The organism is Mesorhizobium denitrificans (assembly GCF_003403035.1).
GTDB classification, from domain to species: Bacteria; Pseudomonadota; Alphaproteobacteria; order Rhizobiales; family Rhizobiaceae; genus Mesorhizobium_G; species Mesorhizobium_G denitrificans.
The window spans coordinates 86,602-103,486 of sequence record NZ_QURN01000002.1 but is presented as its reverse complement, the minus strand read 5'-3'; the positions used below and the strand labels follow the sequence as shown (position 1 = coordinate 103,486).

The 16,885-nt window shown below is 59.2% G+C and carries 14 protein-coding genes; 10 read left to right on the top strand and 4 right to left on the bottom strand.

The window, feature by feature from the left end; translation table 11 throughout:
- Positions 1 to 44: 44 nt before the first annotated feature.
- Together ndk and DY251_RS02990 are read right to left on the bottom strand one after the other, a co-directional pair.
- On the bottom strand, positions 45 to 467 hold the full coding sequence (ndk, locus tag DY251_RS02995; RefSeq protein WP_116622377.1) for a nucleoside-diphosphate kinase: 423 nt from the start codon (positions 465 to 467) through the stop codon (positions 45 to 47).
- 67 nt (positions 468 to 534) lie between these two features.
- A complete protein-coding gene (locus DY251_RS02990; RefSeq protein ID WP_116622376.1) occupies positions 535 to 1,227 on the bottom strand; it encodes a glutathione S-transferase family protein in 693 nt (230 codons plus the stop codon).
- 54 nt (positions 1,228 to 1,281) lie between these two features.
- Here DY251_RS02990 and DY251_RS02985 point away from each other — a divergent pair, with 54 nt between their 5' ends.
- From DY251_RS02985 to DY251_RS02975, 3 genes are all read left to right on the top strand, one after another.
- Positions 1,282 to 1,794, top strand: coding sequence for a DinB family protein (locus tag DY251_RS02985; RefSeq protein ID WP_116622467.1), 513 nt, complete (start codon positions 1,282 to 1,284; stop codon positions 1,792 to 1,794).
- A 39-nt stretch (positions 1,795 to 1,833) separates the two neighbouring features.
- Positions 1,834 to 3,711, top strand: a complete 1,878-nt coding sequence (locus tag DY251_RS02980) for an ABC-F family ATP-binding cassette domain-containing protein (protein ID WP_116622466.1) — start codon at positions 1,834 to 1,836, stop codon at positions 3,709 to 3,711.
- Positions 3,712 to 3,846: 135 nt separating this feature from the next.
- A complete protein-coding gene (locus DY251_RS02975) occupies positions 3,847 to 5,970 on the top strand; it encodes a molybdopterin oxidoreductase family protein (RefSeq protein ID WP_116622375.1) in 2,124 nt (707 codons plus the stop codon).
- Positions 5,971 to 6,031: 61 nt separating this feature from the next.
- Here the strand turns inward: DY251_RS02975 and purN are convergent, their stop codons facing one another.
- Both purN and purM read right to left on the bottom strand, forming a co-directional pair.
- Positions 6,032 to 6,736, bottom strand: coding sequence for a phosphoribosylglycinamide formyltransferase (gene purN / locus DY251_RS02970; protein ID WP_116622374.1), 705 nt, complete (start codon positions 6,734 to 6,736; stop codon positions 6,032 to 6,034).
- The gene (gene purM, locus DY251_RS02965) at positions 6,733 to 7,797 is read right to left on the bottom strand and encodes a phosphoribosylformylglycinamidine cyclo-ligase (RefSeq protein ID WP_116622373.1); all 1,065 of its coding nucleotides are present in this window, start codon (positions 7,795 to 7,797) and stop codon (positions 6,733 to 6,735) included. Before purM ends, purN begins: the two co-directional genes overlap by 4 nt.
- Before the next feature lie 179 nt (positions 7,798 to 7,976).
- Between purM and DY251_RS02960 the strand changes: the two genes are divergently transcribed.
- The 7 genes from DY251_RS02960 (at position 7,977) to DY251_RS02930 (ending at position 16,871) form a co-directional block, all read left to right on the top strand.
- Positions 7,977 to 8,528, top strand: coding sequence for a CDP-alcohol phosphatidyltransferase family protein (locus DY251_RS02960; protein ID WP_116622372.1), 552 nt, complete (start codon positions 7,977 to 7,979; stop codon positions 8,526 to 8,528).
- Entirely contained in the window at positions 8,506 to 9,714 is a 1,209-nt protein-coding gene (locus DY251_RS02955; RefSeq protein WP_116622371.1) for an AI-2E family transporter, read from the top strand. The genes DY251_RS02960 and DY251_RS02955 overlap by 23 nt, the downstream gene beginning before the upstream one ends.
- The gene (hdaA, locus tag DY251_RS02950) at positions 9,711 to 10,412 is read left to right on the top strand and encodes a DnaA regulatory inactivator HdaA (RefSeq protein ID WP_116622370.1); all 702 of its coding nucleotides are present in this window, start codon (positions 9,711 to 9,713) and stop codon (positions 10,410 to 10,412) included. The genes DY251_RS02955 and hdaA overlap by 4 nt, the downstream gene beginning before the upstream one ends.
- Before the next feature lie 101 nt (positions 10,413 to 10,513).
- Positions 10,514 to 11,098 (top strand): NADPH-dependent FMN reductase, encoded by a 585-nt coding sequence (locus DY251_RS02945; protein ID WP_116622369.1) that lies wholly within the window; start codon positions 10,514 to 10,516, stop codon positions 11,096 to 11,098.
- A gap of 201 nt (positions 11,099 to 11,299) precedes the next feature.
- Entirely contained in the window at positions 11,300 to 12,283 is a 984-nt protein-coding gene (locus DY251_RS02940) for a magnesium transporter CorA family protein (RefSeq protein ID WP_116622368.1), read from the top strand.
- A 230-nt stretch (positions 12,284 to 12,513) separates the two neighbouring features.
- A complete protein-coding gene (locus DY251_RS02935) occupies positions 12,514 to 13,755 on the top strand; it encodes an efflux RND transporter periplasmic adaptor subunit (protein ID WP_137113475.1) in 1,242 nt (413 codons plus the stop codon).
- Positions 13,756 to 13,778: 23 nt separating this feature from the next.
- Positions 13,779 to 16,871: an efflux RND transporter permease subunit gene (locus DY251_RS02930; RefSeq protein ID WP_116622465.1), complete on the top strand. Its 3,093-nt coding sequence runs from the start codon at positions 13,779 to 13,781 to the stop codon at positions 16,869 to 16,871.
- Positions 16,872 to 16,885 lie beyond the last annotated feature (14 nt).

The window sequence follows — 16,885 nt, the reverse complement described above, 5'->3', positions numbered from 1 at the left end:
TACAATTGGTTCAATGGCTTCCGACGCAAGCCGGACTCATTTTATCAGCCGACGACTTCCGTGTCGGAGAACCAATACTTGATTTCCTGAGCAGCGGTTTCCGGCGCGTCGGAACCGTGAACCGAGTTCTCGCCAATCGATAGGGCGTGAACCTTGCGGATGGTGCCAGCGTCAGCGTTTGCCGGATTGGTTGCGCCCATGACTTCGCGGTTCTTCGCAATGGCGTTTTCGCCTTCCAGAACCTGAACGACCGTCGGGCCAGACGACATGAATTCGCACAGCTCGTCGAAGAAGGGGCGTTCCTTGTGAACAGCGTAGAAGCCTTCGGCTTCGCGGCGGCTCATCCACACGCGGCGGGAGGCCACGACGCGCAGGCCGGCATCTTCGAGCATCTTGGTGATCGCGCCGGTGAGGTTACGCTTGGTTGCGTCCGGCTTGATCATGGAAAACGTGCGTTCAATCGCCATGATTTATCCTTTGAGTGAAGGGGAAAAGTGGCGGCTCTATACAGGCAGCATTCCAGCTTGCCAAGTGTCAGGCGGCAGTCGGCGTTTTTCGCGCTACGCCTTCGTGCAGGTCCAGGCAGCGATTGACCCAATCCCACAACGGATCATTGTCTGCGAGGAAGGCATAGGGCGACGAGACGCGGACCCACTGGAACGCGCTGAACACGATATAATCAGGATAAAATGGGGTCTGGCCGCCGATGAAAGGCTGGTAGTTCAGCATGTCACGCAGCGGTTCGAGCCGCTTGCGGAACGCATCGAGATGGGCGTCGCGGTCGGCGGATACCGCCTCCAGCGACTTGCCGTAGCGCTTCTCCCGGCTTTCGCGGAAATAGGGTTTGTTCGCGCCATCCTGCATCTCATAGATATCCATCAGCGCAGCCGACCCGAGGAACGGGTGAAGCTGTGTCTGGGACCAGCGCTCAATGAAACGGGCCATCGCCTCGCCACCCTTGCCGCGAAACAGCGAGGGGCGGTCCGGGTAGGTTTCTTCCAGATAAAGCGCGATGGCGAAGGAATCCGCGACGATCTTGTCGCCGTCGCGGATGACCGGAATGGTCTTCGACACGCCGCCTTCGATCTGCGGCACCTCGATGAACCGGGTTGGTGCAGACCTCCACGGAAGGCCCTTGTGTGCCAGGGACATGACTGTTTTCCAGACATGCGGGCTAAATGGCCGCTTTTCATCGGCACCGACCAACTCGTATAGAACAATCGTCATGGGCACGGTTCTCCGATCCGGTTAATGGCGCTAGCGCAGCACAAGGGCAGTTTTATGAAACAGCATTTCAGAATGTTCGCAGCCTATAATCAATGGGCCAATATGCGGATTTATGACGCTGCGGCCGAACTGACCGCCGAGGAGTTCGAGCGCGACGTCGGCGTATTCTTCAAGTCGATAATGGGTACTTTAAACCATCTGGTAGCTGCCGACCGTATCTGGATGAAAAGATTCACGAATGGCGGCGATGCGCCGGCGTCGCTGGATCATATTACGAGCCGCGATCTGGCAAAGTTGCGCGCGATCAGAGAGGCCGAGGATAAACGCATAATCCAATGGATCGACTCACAAAGCGACCGCGCGCTGGTGGGCCGCTTTACGTATATGACAGTGACAGACCTGCGCACGATTTCACAACGGCTGGCTCCGGCGCTGGATCACTTCTTCAACCACCAGACACACCATCGCGGGCAGGCGCATGCGGTGTTGACCGTTCTTGGCAAGCCGTCTGTGACGCTCGATCTGGTTTATTTCCAGCGGACTGAAGAAGGACGCGAATTCGCCTGACGGCTTGCAGTCACCCCGGCGAGCGTGCAAAAGCGCGCCATGCTCATCATCGACGATCTTTCCCTGCGCATTGCTGGTCGGCTGCTTATCGACCACGCCTCTGTAACGCTGCCAAGCGGAACCAAAGCCGGACTTGTTGGCCGCAATGGCACTGGCAAGACCACGCTTTTTCGCGCGATAACGGGTGATCTGGGTGCTGAAACCGGCTCCATCTCCATGCCCAAAAACACGCGCATCGGGCAGGTTGCGCAAGAAGCGCCGGGCACCGAGGAATCACTGATCGAGATTGTGTTGAAAGCCGACAAGGAGCGCGCGGCGCTTTTGGACGAAGAGCGCACGGCGACCGATCCGCATCGTATAGCGGAAATCCATACCCGGCTTGCCGATATCGACGCTCATTCCGCGGAATCGCGCGCCGCGACGATTCTGGCAGGACTGGGCTTTGATGAGGATGCGCAGCGACGGCCTGCATCGTCGTTTTCGGGCGGTTGGCGAATGCGCGTTGCACTGGCAGCGGTGCTGTTTTCACAGCCGGACTTGTTGCTGCTGGACGAGCCGACCAACTATCTCGACCTTGAAGGAACGCTGTGGCTTGAGAACTATGTAAGCCGCTATCCGCATACGGTGCTGCTGATTAGCCACGACCGCGATTTGCTGAACCGCGCGGTGGATTCGATTGTGCATCTCGACCAGAAAAAGCTGACCTTCTGGCGCGGCGGCTATGATCAGTTTGAGCGCCAGCGCGCTGAAAAAATGGTGCTGCAGGAAAAGAGCCGAGTGAAGCAGGAGGCGCGGCGCAAGCATCTGCAATCCTTCGTGGATCGGTTTCGCGCCAAGGCTTCCAAGGCCAGACAGGCGCAGTCGCGCATCAAGGCGCTGGAGAAGATGGAGACAATCGCGGCGGTCATGGACGACACGGTTGCGGCCTTCAGCTTCCCCGAGCCGGTCAAGGCCGTGGCATCGCCCATTATCGCGATGGACAAGGTGTCGGTAGGCTACACGCCCGGCCAGCCAATCCTGAAAAACATGTCGCTGCGCATCGATGCTGACGACCGGATTGCGCTGCTCGGCGCGAATGGCAACGGCAAATCCACGTTTGCCAAACTGCTGGCAGGACGATTGAAGCCGGACGCAGGCACGATAACCGTCGCGCCGGGGCTGAAAGTGTCGATCTTCGCGCAGCATCAGCTTGACGATTTGAGGCCGGAGGAAAACGCATACGAGCATGTGCGGCGCATGATGCCGGATGCGCCGGAGCCCAAGGTTCGGGCGCGGGTGGCACAGTTCGGGCTGGCGACAGAAAAGATGAACACGCCCGCGAAGGATCTGTCTGGCGGAGAAAAGGCGCGGCTATTGATGGGCCTGTCGGCGTTCGATGGGCCGAACCTGTTCATTCTCGACGAACCGACGAACCATCTGGATATCGACAGCCGCGAAGCGCTGGCGCTGGCGCTCAATGATTTTCCGGGAGCGGTGATCCTGATTTCGCACGACCGCCATTTGATCGAGGCGACCGTAGACCGGCTGTGGCTGGTCAAGAACGGTTCGGTACACGTTTATGATGGCGATTTGTCTGACTACCGCACCGAAGTGACCGGCGTTGCAGCAGACCGGAAAGAGCGGCGCGAAACCGACAAGGCTTCAAAGGCCGATCGTCGTCGCGAAGCTGCGGCGCGACGTCAGACGCTGGAACCGCTCGCCAAGGAAATTCGCGCGACGGAAGGGCTGATGGAACGCCTGCGCAAGCGGATCGACGCGATTGAAGATGATCTGGCAAATCCCGCGCTGTATGAAAAGGACCCGGTGGGCGCGACCCGACTGGCGAAAGAGCGCTCTCAATTGACCGCGCAGCTCGAGACAAACGAAGAGCGCTGGCTGTCGCTTTCAGCAGAGTATGAGGAAGGGATCGCGGAATAAAAATAATTTGGTGGCGGGTCAAATACAAGCAAAGCTTTCTTTCCCCTTGAGGCAGGCGGATGAGCGCTATCTGGGTAAAGTTTCGCGCGACGCTGCCCCTATCTGTTATGGCGCACACCGTGTAAAAGGGCTCGCATGAACCAGCACTCCAGCATTCAGCAAGCCAAGGTGAAGATAGGTCATTCGGCCTGTCCGCATGATTGCCCTTCAACTTGCGCACTCGACGTGGAACTGCTCGGCCCGGATCGCATCGGGCGCGTGCACGGAGCCAAGGAAAACAGCTACACCGCTGGTGTGATTTGCGCCAAGGTTGCGAGATATTCGGAGCGCGTCCACCATCCTGACCGCCTGCTGAAGCCGCTGGTACGCGCCGGAGCCAAGGGCGACGGCAACTGGAAAGAGGCAAGCTGGGAAGCGGCGCTCGACCTTGTGGCCGAAAAATTCATCGAAGCGGAAGCGCGGCTCGGCAGCGAAACGGTGTGGCCCTATTTCTATGCGGGCACGATGGGGCTGGTGCAACGCGATGGCATCGACCGGCTGCGGCACGCCAAAAAGTATTCCGGCTTTTTCGGTACGATATGCACGAATCTCGCATGGACGGGGTGGGTTGCCGGAACAGGCTCATTGCGAGGCGCCGACCCGCGCGAAATGGCGAAATCTGATTGCGTCGTGATCTGGGGCACCAACGCGGTGGTCACACAGGTCAACGTGATGACTCATGCGGTGCGCGCGCGAAAAGAGCGCGGCGCGAAGATCGTTGTCATCGACATTTACGACAATGCGACGATGAAGCAGGCTGATATGGGGCTGGTGCTCAAGCCCGGTACAGACGGCGCGCTGGCCTGCGCGGTAATGCATGTGCTGTTCCGCGACGGGCTGGCTGACCGCGAATATCTGGCGCGGTTTGCGGACGATCCGGTGGGACTGGAAGCGCATTTGCAAAACCGCACGCCGGAATGGGCGGCAGCGATAACCGGGCTTTCGGTCGAAGAAATCGAGGCGTTTGCGCGGCTTGTCGGCACGACCAGGCGGACGTTTTTCCGGCTGGGATATGGCTTTGCGCGACAGCGCAACGGCGCGGTGAACATGCACGCGGCGCTGTCGATTCCAATGGTGACGGGTGCCTGGCAATATGAGGGCGGCGGCGCGTTTCATTCCAATTCCGGCGTGTTGAAACTCAACACCGAAACCGTGCAGGGAACGCGGCTCGTCGATCCTTCGATCCGGCATCTCGACCAGTCACGCATCGGGCCGGTGCTGGTGGGTGACGAAAGCGCGCTGAATGGCGGGCCGCCGGTTACGGCGATGCTGATCCAGAACACAAACCCGGCAAATGTTGCGCCGGAGCAGCGACTGGTGAAGCAGGGTTTTCTGCGCGACGATCTTTTCACCTGCGTGCACGAGCAATTCATGACGGATACGGCGAAGCTGGCCGATGTCGTGCTGCCCGCAACAATGTTTCTGGAGCACGACGATATTTACAAGGGCGGCGGCAACCAGCACATCACGCTCGGGCCAAAGCTGATCGATCCGCCGGTTGGCCCGCGCGCAAATCATTATGTGATCGAGGAATTGGCCAAACGGCTGGGTGTGGCGCACATGCCTGGATTTGGCATGACGGAGCGCGAGCACATTGAGATCATGCTCGAACGGAGGGGGCTCGGCACCTTCGATGGCTTCAGGCAGGAGCGCTGGGCGGATTTGCAGCCGGATTTCGAGACAGCGCACTTCCTCGGCGGGTTTGGTCATCGGGATGGAAAATTCCGCTTCAAACCTGATTGGACAGGTCAGCCCAGCCCGAACCGTCCGCCCAAAAGCATCGGTATATGTGGACCGGCGGACCAATTGCCGGAATTTCCCGACCATGTTGATTTGATCGAGGTCGTCGATGAAGCGCATCCGTTCCGGCTGTCGACCTCACCAGCACGCTCGTTCCTCAACTCGACATTTACGGAAACGCCGACTTCCGCGAAGCGCGAGGGTCGACCGGAATTGCTGGTTCATTCGCAAGACGCGTCAGCGCTCGGATTGGCAGAAGGCGACAGGGTGGAGATCGGCAATCAGCGCGGCGAAGTCGTGCTGCATGTGAAATTGTTCGACGGCATAAGGCGCGGGGTGGTGATCGCCGAGGGCATCTGGCCTAACAGCGCGCATGAACGCGGCGAAGGCATCAATGTGCTGACTGGCGCCGACGCCCCCGCGCCATATGGCGGCGCAGCTTTCCATGACAATAAGGTTTGGGTGCGCAAGGCGGCGTAGTGTTTGGGCGATTTTGCCGTGGGGTCGTTGGCGACAACTTGCGAACTCGCGCCGCCCCTCGCTAAGGCGTGATGCGGGCGAGGCGTTCGAGATCAGGCAGATCAGGAAGCGGCGAGGGCGAGGAAATCGATGAATCCGCGCCGCCATCCTCAAAGCCGCTGCAAACCGTGCGGCCATGCTCCATGCGCACCTTGCCCTCAGCGACAAGCCGAAGCGCGATGGGATAAAGCCGATGCTCCTGCTTCAATACTCGCGCAGAAAGCGCCGCTTCGGTGTCGTTCGACAACACCGGAACGGCGGCCTGCGCGATGATCGGCCCGTCATCCATATCGGCGGTGACGAAATGCACCGTGCAGCCATGCACGCGCACGCCAGCGTCAATCGCGCGGCGGTGTGAGTTCAGGCCCTTGAAAAGCGGCAGCAGGGAAGGGTGAATGTTGATCATGCGGCCCTGCCATTGGGACACAAACCCCGGCGTGAGCAGGCGCATGTACCCAGCCAAGGCAACGATGTCGGCCTTAAACGCTTTCAAATGCGCGTCGATGGCTGCGTCGTGCGCGTCCTTGGAATCGAAATCCCTGCGCGACACGACAAGCGTCGGAATGCCCTGCGACGAGGCAAAATGCAGACCCGCGGCGTCCGACTGATCCGAGATTACGCACACGATCTCGGCAGGGTAATCCTGCTCGGCAGCGGCGTTGACCAGCGATGCCATATTCGAGCCGCGCCCAGAAATGAGGACGGCAACACGCTTGCGCTCGCTCATAGCCCGATTGCTCCACGATAAATAACGCCGGTTTCGCGGCGCGGGACGATGCGGCCAATTGGCGTGACGGTTTCGCCTGCCTCTTGAAGCACGGCAGCGACCTGTGCGGCCTGACCGCTGGCGACAACGATGATCATGCCGATGCCGCAGTTGAAAGTGCGCATCATTTCTTCCGGCGCAACGCCACCCGTCTTGGCAAGCCATGAAAAGACGGGCGGAACGTCAATGGTTTCAAGATCGAGCTCGGCGGAGAAATCCTTCGGCAGTACGCGCGGGATGTTGTCAGGGAAGCCGCCGCCGGTGATGTGTGCCAACGCCTTAATGCCATGCGTGGAGCGGATCGCCTTGAGCACCGAGCGAACATAGATGCGGGTCGGTTCCAGCAGAGCTTCGCCGAGGGTGAGGTTCGGCGCGAAGGGGGCCTTGTCGTTCCAGCCAATACCACTGTCAGAAACGATGCGGCGCACGAGCGAATATCCGTTCGAATGAACGCCGGAGGATGCGAGGCCGAGCAGCACGTCGCCCTCGACGATATCATCCGTCGGAAGCAATTGGCCGCGCTCGGCCGCGCCAACGGCGAAGCCTGCAAGATCGTAATCGCCTTCGCGATACATGCCGGGCATTTCTGCCGTTTCGCCGCCGATGAGCGCGCAGCCGGCCTGACGACAGCCATCGGCAATGCCCTTGACGATGGCCACGCCCTGCTCGGGATCGAGCTTGCCGGTCGCGAAATAGTCGAGGAAGAACAGCGGTTCCGCACCCTGCACGACGAGGTCGTTCACGCACATGGCGACGAGGTCGATGCCGATCGTGTCGTGCTTGCCCGCGTCGATAGCGATCTTGAGCTTGGTGCCGACGCCATCATTGGCTGCGACGAGAACGGGATCAGTGAAGCCTGCGGCCTTGAGATCGAACAGGCCGCCAAAGCCGCCGATTTCGCCATCGGCTCCGGGCCGGCGGGTGGCGCGCACCAGCGGCTTGATTTTTTCGACCATGTCGTTGCCGGAATCGATGTCGACGCCCGCATCGGCGTAGGTTAGCCCGTTTTTCTTTTCCTGCATCGCGCGTTGTCGCCTAGTTGCCGGTTTTCTTGCCGCGCTCTTTGCATGAACTGGCGCGCGCTTCAACAAAACACATCCATTGAGTTATGGATAAATCGGATCGCGCGCCTGGACCACTTGCCTCCGGCCTCTCGCTCGACCATTTACAGGCAAACCAAGAAAACTCCGGAAACGTCTGATTGACCATACCGAATCTCATCACGATCCTGCGCTTTTTGCTGGTTCCGGGTGTCGTTTACGCGCTTTTGAGCGCCGAATGGGGCTGGGCCTTCGTGGGATTCGTCGTCGCGGGCGTATCTGACGCCGTCGACGGCTTTGTCGCGCGGCATTTCCAGCAGGTTTCTACGCTCGGAACTTATCTCGATCCGGTTGCCGATAAAGTGCTGCTGGTGAGCGTGTTTATCGTGCTGGGCTATCTGAACCAGTTGCCGCTGTGGCTGGTTATTGCGGTGGTTTCGCGCGATGCACTAATTGTTTGCGCGGTGCTGCTGTCTTTCGTGATCGGAAATCCGGTCGAGATGAAACCACTGATGGTTTCGAAGGTTAATACGACAGTTCAGATCATGCTGGCGGCATTTATTCTGGGCGAACAGACATTCAGTGCAGACACGGGCATAATCAGAACCTCACTCGTCGCGGCAAGCGGGCTCTTGACCATAGCGTCCGCCGCTGCCTATCTCGTAGCCTGGCTGAGGCATATGACAACGAATGGCGAAAACGCTCCCTCCTAAGGACGAAGCCCTCGCGGAGGCTGCACTAAGCCTCGCGTTGCGCCGCCAAATCCGCTTCTGGCTCATCGCCGTGGCGGTGTTTGCGCTGTTCCTCTACATGTTCAGCGATATATTGCTGCCGTTTCTGGCGGGCCTCGCGCTGGCCTATTTCCTCGATCCAGTAGCAGACCGGCTGCAGAAGCTGGGCTTCTCGCGACTGATCGCGACGGTGATAATTCTCGTAACGTTTCTCTTCATCGTTGTACTGGGACTGGTGATATTGATACCGCTGCTGGCCTCGCAGCTCACGGAATTTGCTGAGCGTCTGCCGCAATATCTGACGCAACTTCAAGGGCTTGTGACGAGCTTCAATCCTGAATGGTTGAAGCGCAATTTCGGCGTCGACCCATCTGCGCTGAGCGATGGGCTCAATTCGCTGATGACGTCCAGCGTCGGCATATTGTCGACGGTGTTCCAGTCGATCTGGAGTTCCAGCGTAAAGCTGTTTTCCATCGCGAGCTTGCTGGTTGTGACGCCGGTGGTGGCTTTCTACATGCTGCTGGACTGGGACCGCATGGTGGCCGTTGTGGATAGCTGGGTGCCGCGCGACCATGTGCAGACCGTGCGGCAGATTGCGCGCGACATAAACTCGGCAACGGCGGGATTTGTGCGCGGGCAGGGTACGCTGTGCCTGGTGCTTGGTGCGATGTACGCGTTTGGCCTGACTTTGGTCGGCCTGAATTTCGGCATTCTGATTGGCCTGTTTGCAGGGCTGATCTCGTTCATTCCTTATGTAGGATCGCTAACGGGGCTGGCGCTTTCGCTGGGCATCGCGTTTGTGCAGTTCTGGCCGGACTGGATCATGATTGCGCTGGTAGCCTGTGTGTTCTTCGTAGGCCAATTCATCGAAGGCAATATTTTGCAGCCGCGGCTCGTCGGCAAAAGCGTAGGACTTCACCCGGTGTGGCTGATGTTTGCGCTGTTCGCGTTTGGCGCGCTGTTCGGGTTTGTGGGGCTGCTGATCGCTGTGCCTGCGGCGGCGGCAATCGCGGTGCTGATCCGGTTCGGAATTTCCCGCTATCTGGAATCGCCGCTCTACAGGGGCCACGGCACTGATGAGAGCGTGGAATTCGTACATGTTGAGGTTATGGAGGCCGAGACGGTGCGCCGTAAGCCAACCAGATCATCCGTAAAACGTGCGCAATGAACCATTCGACAGTGCCGCAGCAACTGCCTCTCGATCTGGCAGGAACGCCCGCCTTCTCGCGGGATGATCTGGTTGTTACCGAAGCCAATGCGGGTGCAGTTTCGCTGATTGACCGCTGGCCGGACTGGCCTGCGCCGGTGGTGGTGTTGGCGGGACCGGCGGGCAGCGGCAAATCGCACCTTGCATCGATCTGGCGCGCAAAGGCGGGAGCGTCGGTCGTGAAGGCAGACGCAATCGAGCAAAGCATTCCGCAGGTTCGCGAGGCAGGGCCGTGGCTGCTGGACGATGCAGACATTGCCGATCTGGACCAGAACGGGCTGTTTCATTTGATCAACCTCGCACGCCAGCAAGGCTCGCATGTGCTGTTGACGGCGCGGCGCTTTCCCGCTGCGTGGGGCGTTACGCTGCCGGACCTTGCCTCGCGGCTGAAGGCGGCGACGCTTATTGAAATTCACGAACCGGACGATGCGCTGCTGGCAGGCGTTATCACCAAGCTGTTTGCTGACAGGCAAATCGAGGTGGAGCCACATACGGTGAGCTATATTGTGCGGCGCATCGAGCGCTCGCTGGCGGCTGCCATCAATGTCGTGGAACGCCTCGACTATGCGGCGCTTTCGCAGCATAGCCGGATCACCCGCGCGCTGGCTGCCGAGGTGATTAGCTCGCTGGACGAGAGACAGGGCGAACTACCGCTTTAAAATGCTAAAGTCGAAGTGCTTTGTGCTTGCAGTCGGACCCGAAACTTCGCAGCATCCCTGACGTTTGAACATTCTCCCCAACAGACGGAACCGGAGTTAGCATGACAAAACCAAAAATTGCGATCATCATAGGCTCGACCCGCCAAACTCGCTTTGCCGACAAGCCAGCGCAATGGGTGTTCGAGCAAGCAAAGAAGCGCGACGATCTGGAATTTGAACTGGTCGATCTGCGCGATTACGACCTGCCGTTCTTCAATGAAGCAGCATCTAATCTCTGGATGCCCTCGAAGGACGAACACGCCGTGAAATGGCAGAACAAGATTGGCGAATTCGACGGCTATCTGTTCATTGTGGCGGAATACAACCGCTCCATCACCGGCGCGCTGAAGAATGCGCTCGACCAATGCTACAAGGAATGGAACCACAAGCCGATGGGCGCCGTGGCTTATGGCGGCGTTGGCGGCGCGCGCGCGTTGGAGCATTTGCGCAACATTTCCGTTGAACTGCAGATGGTTCCGGTGCGCAACGCGGTTCATATTGGCGGTGGCGAATTCATGAAGGTTTCGCCGCTTGGCGCGAACGAGCCGATGTCGTCGATTGAAGGCATTCTGCTGCCTTCGCTGAAGAACACGCTTGATGATCTCGCCTGGTGGGGCAACGCAACAAAGGTTGCGCGCGGCAAATAATCGCGAGCGCCCATGCGGGTTATTGACAAGCCGCAGGAAGGGGCGCAGACGCCCTTCCCGCGGCAGTCATATGATTGTCGTGAAGGAACAGGAAACAACGATGCAAGCGGACGGTCGAAGACCCGGCCTCAATTAATCGTCCACCTGAACTGACCGCCGGTCGGCTCCCTGGACGAGAAACGTTCGAGAAGGAGCACGGCGATGCTGCGTATCTATGCGGGCCAGAACGGCCACCTTGTGGCAATTGCTGAACTGGAAACGCTGCAAGGCTCCAATCCGCTTTGGCTGGATCTGTTTAATCCCACCGTGGAAGAAGTGCGGCTTGTCGAGCAGGCACTGAATCTTGAAATTCCGACCAAAGCAGAAATGGCCGAGATCGAGCTTTCGGACCGGCTGTATCGCGAGAACGGTGCGGAGTTCATGACCATGACCGTTGTTGCCAATATCGAAGCCGAACGCAGCATCAAATCGCCTATTACCTTCATTTTGAAGGGCGAGACGCTGGTGACGGTGCGCCACGCTGAACCGCGTCCTTTCCTGACCTATGCGATGAAAGCGCAGCGGGAAGGCGCCGAGCCCTGCACCTCCGGCGAGATGACGATGCTTGGCCTGATCGAAGCGGTGATCGACCGCACTGCTGACGCGCTGGAGCGTATCAGCGATGAGGTTGACGCCATTTCGCATGACGTGTTCCAGAACAAGGCCAAAACCGTTTCCAAGAAGACGCGCGACCTTCAATCGCTGATCGTGCAGATTGGCGTGAAGGGGGACTTGCTCACCAAGCTCCGCGAGAGTCTTGTGAGTATCCAGCGTCTGGTGAGCTATCATGGCGCGAAAGAAAAATCGGCACGCAAGGGCAAGAAGGATACGGCGCAGCGCATAAGGCTGATCCAGCGCGATGCCGCATCGCTCGGCGACCATGCGATCTTTCTATCCGGCAAAATCAACTTCCTGCTGGATGCAACGCTTGGGTTGATCAATCTGGAGCAGAACCAGATCATCAAGATTTTCTCAGTCGCAGCCGTAGTGTTTCTGCCGCCGACAATGGTCGCCTCGATCTATGGCATGAATTTTGAGCAGATGCCGGAATTGCACTTGCCGTTTGGCTATCCGCTGGCGCTGTGCATTATGGTGGCATCCGCGCTTGTCCCATTCCTCTATTTCAAGCGTCGCGGCTGGCTATAATTGTCGATAAGGGGTGGCGGTTGAAACCTCCGTCACCTCGCTGAGTTGTATCGCCTGGGGGCGAGCATCTCGAATGGACTATAACGGAAGCTCTAAAAAAATTGTGCTGGCCGCAAAGCTATCCCGCGCGCGAGAATGACGCTCGTCGAATGGACACAATCTCATAATTAATCGAGCATGCGAATCGTGAAATCGACCGCGAGCAGCCGGTGCCGGAAACGGGGCAGAAAATGCAATACGTATCGACGAACGTCAGTAACAGCTGCTTCATTTTTCTGACGGCGGTGCTTTTGCAAGGATGTAACGATAGCGGCGGCAATGGCTCGGGCCGACAGGGTGGGGCGCAAGGCCCGGCTCAAGTCGGCGTGGTTGAACTGCACCAGCAAACCAGCCCGAAACTCATGGAACTTCCCGGCCGCGTGGTGGCGCTTGCGACTGCCGAAATCAGGCCGCAGGTGAACGGTATCATCGAAGAAATCGCCTTCAAGGAAGGTGGCTCTGTGAAGGCCGGGGACGTTCTCTACCGTCTCGACAACAAATCCTACACCGCGGCGCGCGATGCGAGCGCAGCGGCGGTGAAGAAGGCAGAGGCGACAGTTGCCGGTGCGCAATCAACTTTCAACCGCACGCAGGCGCTGGTGGACAACAAGACCGCCAGCCCACAGACACTGGACGATGCGCGCTCAACGCTGTTGCAGGCAGTTGCGGATCAGGACGCTGCGCAAGCGGATTTGCAGGCCGCCGAAATCAATCTCGGATACACGGAGATCAAAGCGCCAATCTCCGGCGTGATCGGAAAGTCCGCAGTGAGCGTTGGCTCGCTGGTGACCGCGAACCAGACCGATGCAATGGCGACTGTGCGGCAGATCGAGCCGATCTACGTCGATCTGGTCGACAGCAGCGCCAATCTTTTGCGCATACGCGAGCAGATCGAAGAGGGCAGGCTGGGCATCGCCAAGGCAGATGGCAAGCCGACGCCGCCAAAGGTGAACATAACCCTCGAAACTGGGCGGCCTTATTCGGAAACGGGAACGATCACGACGACGGATACCGCGGTGAGCGAAAGCACCGGGACGTTTTCGATACGCGCGACGCTGGGCAACCCACGGCATATCCTGCTGCCGGGCATGTATGTGCGGGCGAGTGTCGATCTGGGCACGCTGAACGATGTCTACCTGGTGCCGCAACGCGCGGTGAGCCGCAACGCGGCAGGCAAGGCGCAAGCCTATTTCGTTTCGCAGGATAACAAGGCTGAGCTTCGCACGCTGGAGACGGATGGCTCCACGGCGAATGCGTGGATCGTGACGGCGGGGGTCAGCGAAGGCGACAGGCTTATCGTGGACGGGCTCTCACACATTTCCGCGGGAGCGGCGGTGAAGCCTGTGGAAGTGAAGATCGATGATGGCGGCGTTGTGCAGCCCGCATCGACTTTGCCGCCGGCAAGCGAAAGCGATGGGGCCGCAGGCCAATGAACGCCGCATTTCGCAAAAACGCGCTGGCGAGCTTCTTCATCGCGCGCCCGGTTTTCGCAATCGTTCTCGCGATTGCGGTGATGCTGGCGGGCGTGATGGGTATCTATCAGCTGCCGATTTCGCAATATCCAGAGGTCGCACCCGTAACGGTACGCATTACGGCCAGCTATCCAGGTGCTACGGCGGCTGCGGTCGAAAACTCTGTGACGAAGAAGATCGAGGCCGGAATGACGGGCCTCGACGGCATGATCTACATGGAGTCGACCTCCAATATCGGTTCGGCCTCTATCTCGATAACGTTTTCCAACGGCACGGACGCGGCGCTGGCGCAGGTGGACGTTCAGAACAAGCTGGCACGCGTGGTGCCGCGGCTTCCCGATGTGGTGCAGACAAACGGCGTGGTTGTTTCTCGCTCCGGCACCGGCATTTTGATGATTGGCAATCTCGTTTCGGAAGATGGGCGCTACACCTCAGCAGAACTGGCGGACATAATGTCCAGCCAGATCGAGGAACAGGTGGAACGCGTCGAAGGCGTGGGGTCGATACAGGCGTTTGGGTCGAGCTTTGCGATGCGGATCTGGCTCGACCCATCCAAGCTGCAGAAGTTCAGCCTGCTGCCATCCGACGTGACAGCCGCGGTGCGCGACCAGAATGTGCAGGTGTCGGCCGGTTCGATCGGCGCGGCACCTTCCATTCCCGGCCAGCAATCGCGCGCTTCGATAACTACACAGTCGCAGCTGACGACGGTGGACGAGTTCGAGCGGATAATTCTAAAGACCACGCAGGACGGCTCTGTCGTGCGACTGCGCGATGTGGCGCGCGTAGAGGTAGGGGTTGAAACCTACGGCCAGACATCGAGCTACAATGGCAAGCCAGCCGCCGGGTTTGGCGTGCAGCTTGCCAGCGGTGCAAATGCGATTACCACCGCCCAGGCGGTGCATGCGGAACTCGACAGGCTGGCGCCGAGCCTGCCCGCAGGCGTGAGCGTTGCCTATTCCTATGAGACGACGCCATTTGTGGTGCTTTCCATTGAAAAGGTGGTGCGCACGCTGATCGAGGCGATTGTGCTCGTGTTCTTCGTCCTGCTGCTTTTCCTGCAGAATCTGCGCGCAACGCTGATACCGATGATTGCCGTGCCAGTGGTGCTGCTTGGCACGTTCGGCGTGCTCGCGGCATTTGGCTTTTCGATCAACATGCTGACCATGTTTGCGATGGTGCTGGCCATCGGTCTACTGGTCGATGACGCGATTGTGGTGGTCGAGAATGTTGAGCGCATCATGTCGGAGGAGGGGCTTTCCGCGAGCGAGGCTACCGAGAAGTCCATGGGCGAAATCACAGGCGCGCTGATCGGCATCGCGCTGGTGCTTACCGCTGTGTTCATCCCGATGGCGTTTTTCTCCGGCTCGGTGGGCGTGATCTACCGGCAATTTTCCGTGACGATTGCGAGCGCAATGCTGCTGTCGATGATGGTGGCGATTATCCTGACGCCAGCACTGTGCGCGGCAATTCTGAAGCCATCGCACGAGGGCCGCATGGCACGGGCGTTCGGCTGGTTCAATCGCGGATTCGAGCGGATGACGAACGGATATGTGTCGGGTGTCGCCTATGTCGTGGTTCGCCCACTGCGGGTGATGCTGGTGTTTGCCGCGATTATTGGCTGCGCGTGGCTGCTCTATTCGCAGCTGCCATCCTCCTTTTTGCCGGAAGAGGATCAGGGGGTGTTGATGACGCAGATCACGCTGCCGGCGGGCGCAAAAGCCGAACGCACGCAGGCGGTGATGAATCAGGTGGAGAACTATTTCCTGACGCAGGAAAAGGACACAGTGCAAAGCGTGTTCATGACGCTGGGTTTCGGATTTGGTGCGACCGGCGAAAACGCCGCGATGGCCTTCGTGAAGCTCAAGGATTTCGCCGACAGAACAGAAACGGCAAAGACGGCGCGAAGCATTGCAGCGCGTGCGACGGCGCATTTCCGCCAGATACGCGATGCGGATATTTTTGTGCTGTCGCCGCCTGCGATACAGGGGCTTGGCCAGTCGAACGGCTTTTCGATGGCGCTTCTGGACAGCGCCAATCAAGGTAGCGATGCGCTGCTCGCGGCTGCGAACCAGCTTGCCGACCTTTCGAACAAGAGCGACCTGGTGACCAACGTGCGCGGCAATTCCAAAACGCTTGAGCCGCAATTGAAGGTCCATATCGACCACGAAAAGGCGGGCGCGTTTGGCCTCGATATCAGCGCGATCAACAACCTGATTTCGACGGCCTTCGCAGGAACCAATGTCAATGACTTCATTCTCAACGAAAATTTGAAGCCGGTCTATGTGCAGGGTGATGCGTCATTCCGCATGCAGCCGTCTGACATTTCATACTGGTATGCGCGCAACGACGCAGGCGAAATGGTTCCGTTCTCCGCGTTCTCCTGGGCGACGTGGGCGCAGGCCCCGCCCGGACTATCACGCTTCAACGGGTCGGGTTCCGTCTCGATCAGCGGAGCGGCGGCTGCGGGCGCAAGCTCCGGCGCGGCGATGGACGAGATGCAACGCCTCGTTGCGGAGTTGCCCGGCGGGTACACTGTGGCATGGTCCGGCATTTCATATCAGGAGCGGTTGGCCGGGTCGCAGGCGGCGATGCTCTACGCGATTTCGCTGCTGGTCGTCTTCCTTTGCCTCGCAGCGCTTTATGAAAGCTGGACGATTCCGCTTTCGGTGATTCTGGCCGTGCCTGCAGGCATTCTGGGCGCACTGCTGGCGGCGCGGCTGTTCGGCCAGTCCAACGACGTTTATTTCAAGGTGGGGCTGCTGACGACAATCGGCCTGACCGCGAAGAACGCCATTCTGATTGTCGAGTTCGCGAAGGATTTGCGAGAGCAGGGGCGAAGCGTGCGCGACAGCGTTCTGGAAGCTGCGCGTTTGCGCCTGCGACCGATCCTTATGACATCGCTGGCGTTTATTCTGGGCGTGCTGCCACTCGCGCGCGCGACGGGCGCAAGCTCGGCGGCGCAGAACGCCATCGGCGTCGGCGTCATGGGCGGCATGATTGCGGCGACAGTTCTGGGCGTATTCCTCGCTCCGTTCCTCTTTGCACTCGTGGCGCGAATGACGCGGAGCGAGCAGTAAGCGCCCGCCCCAAT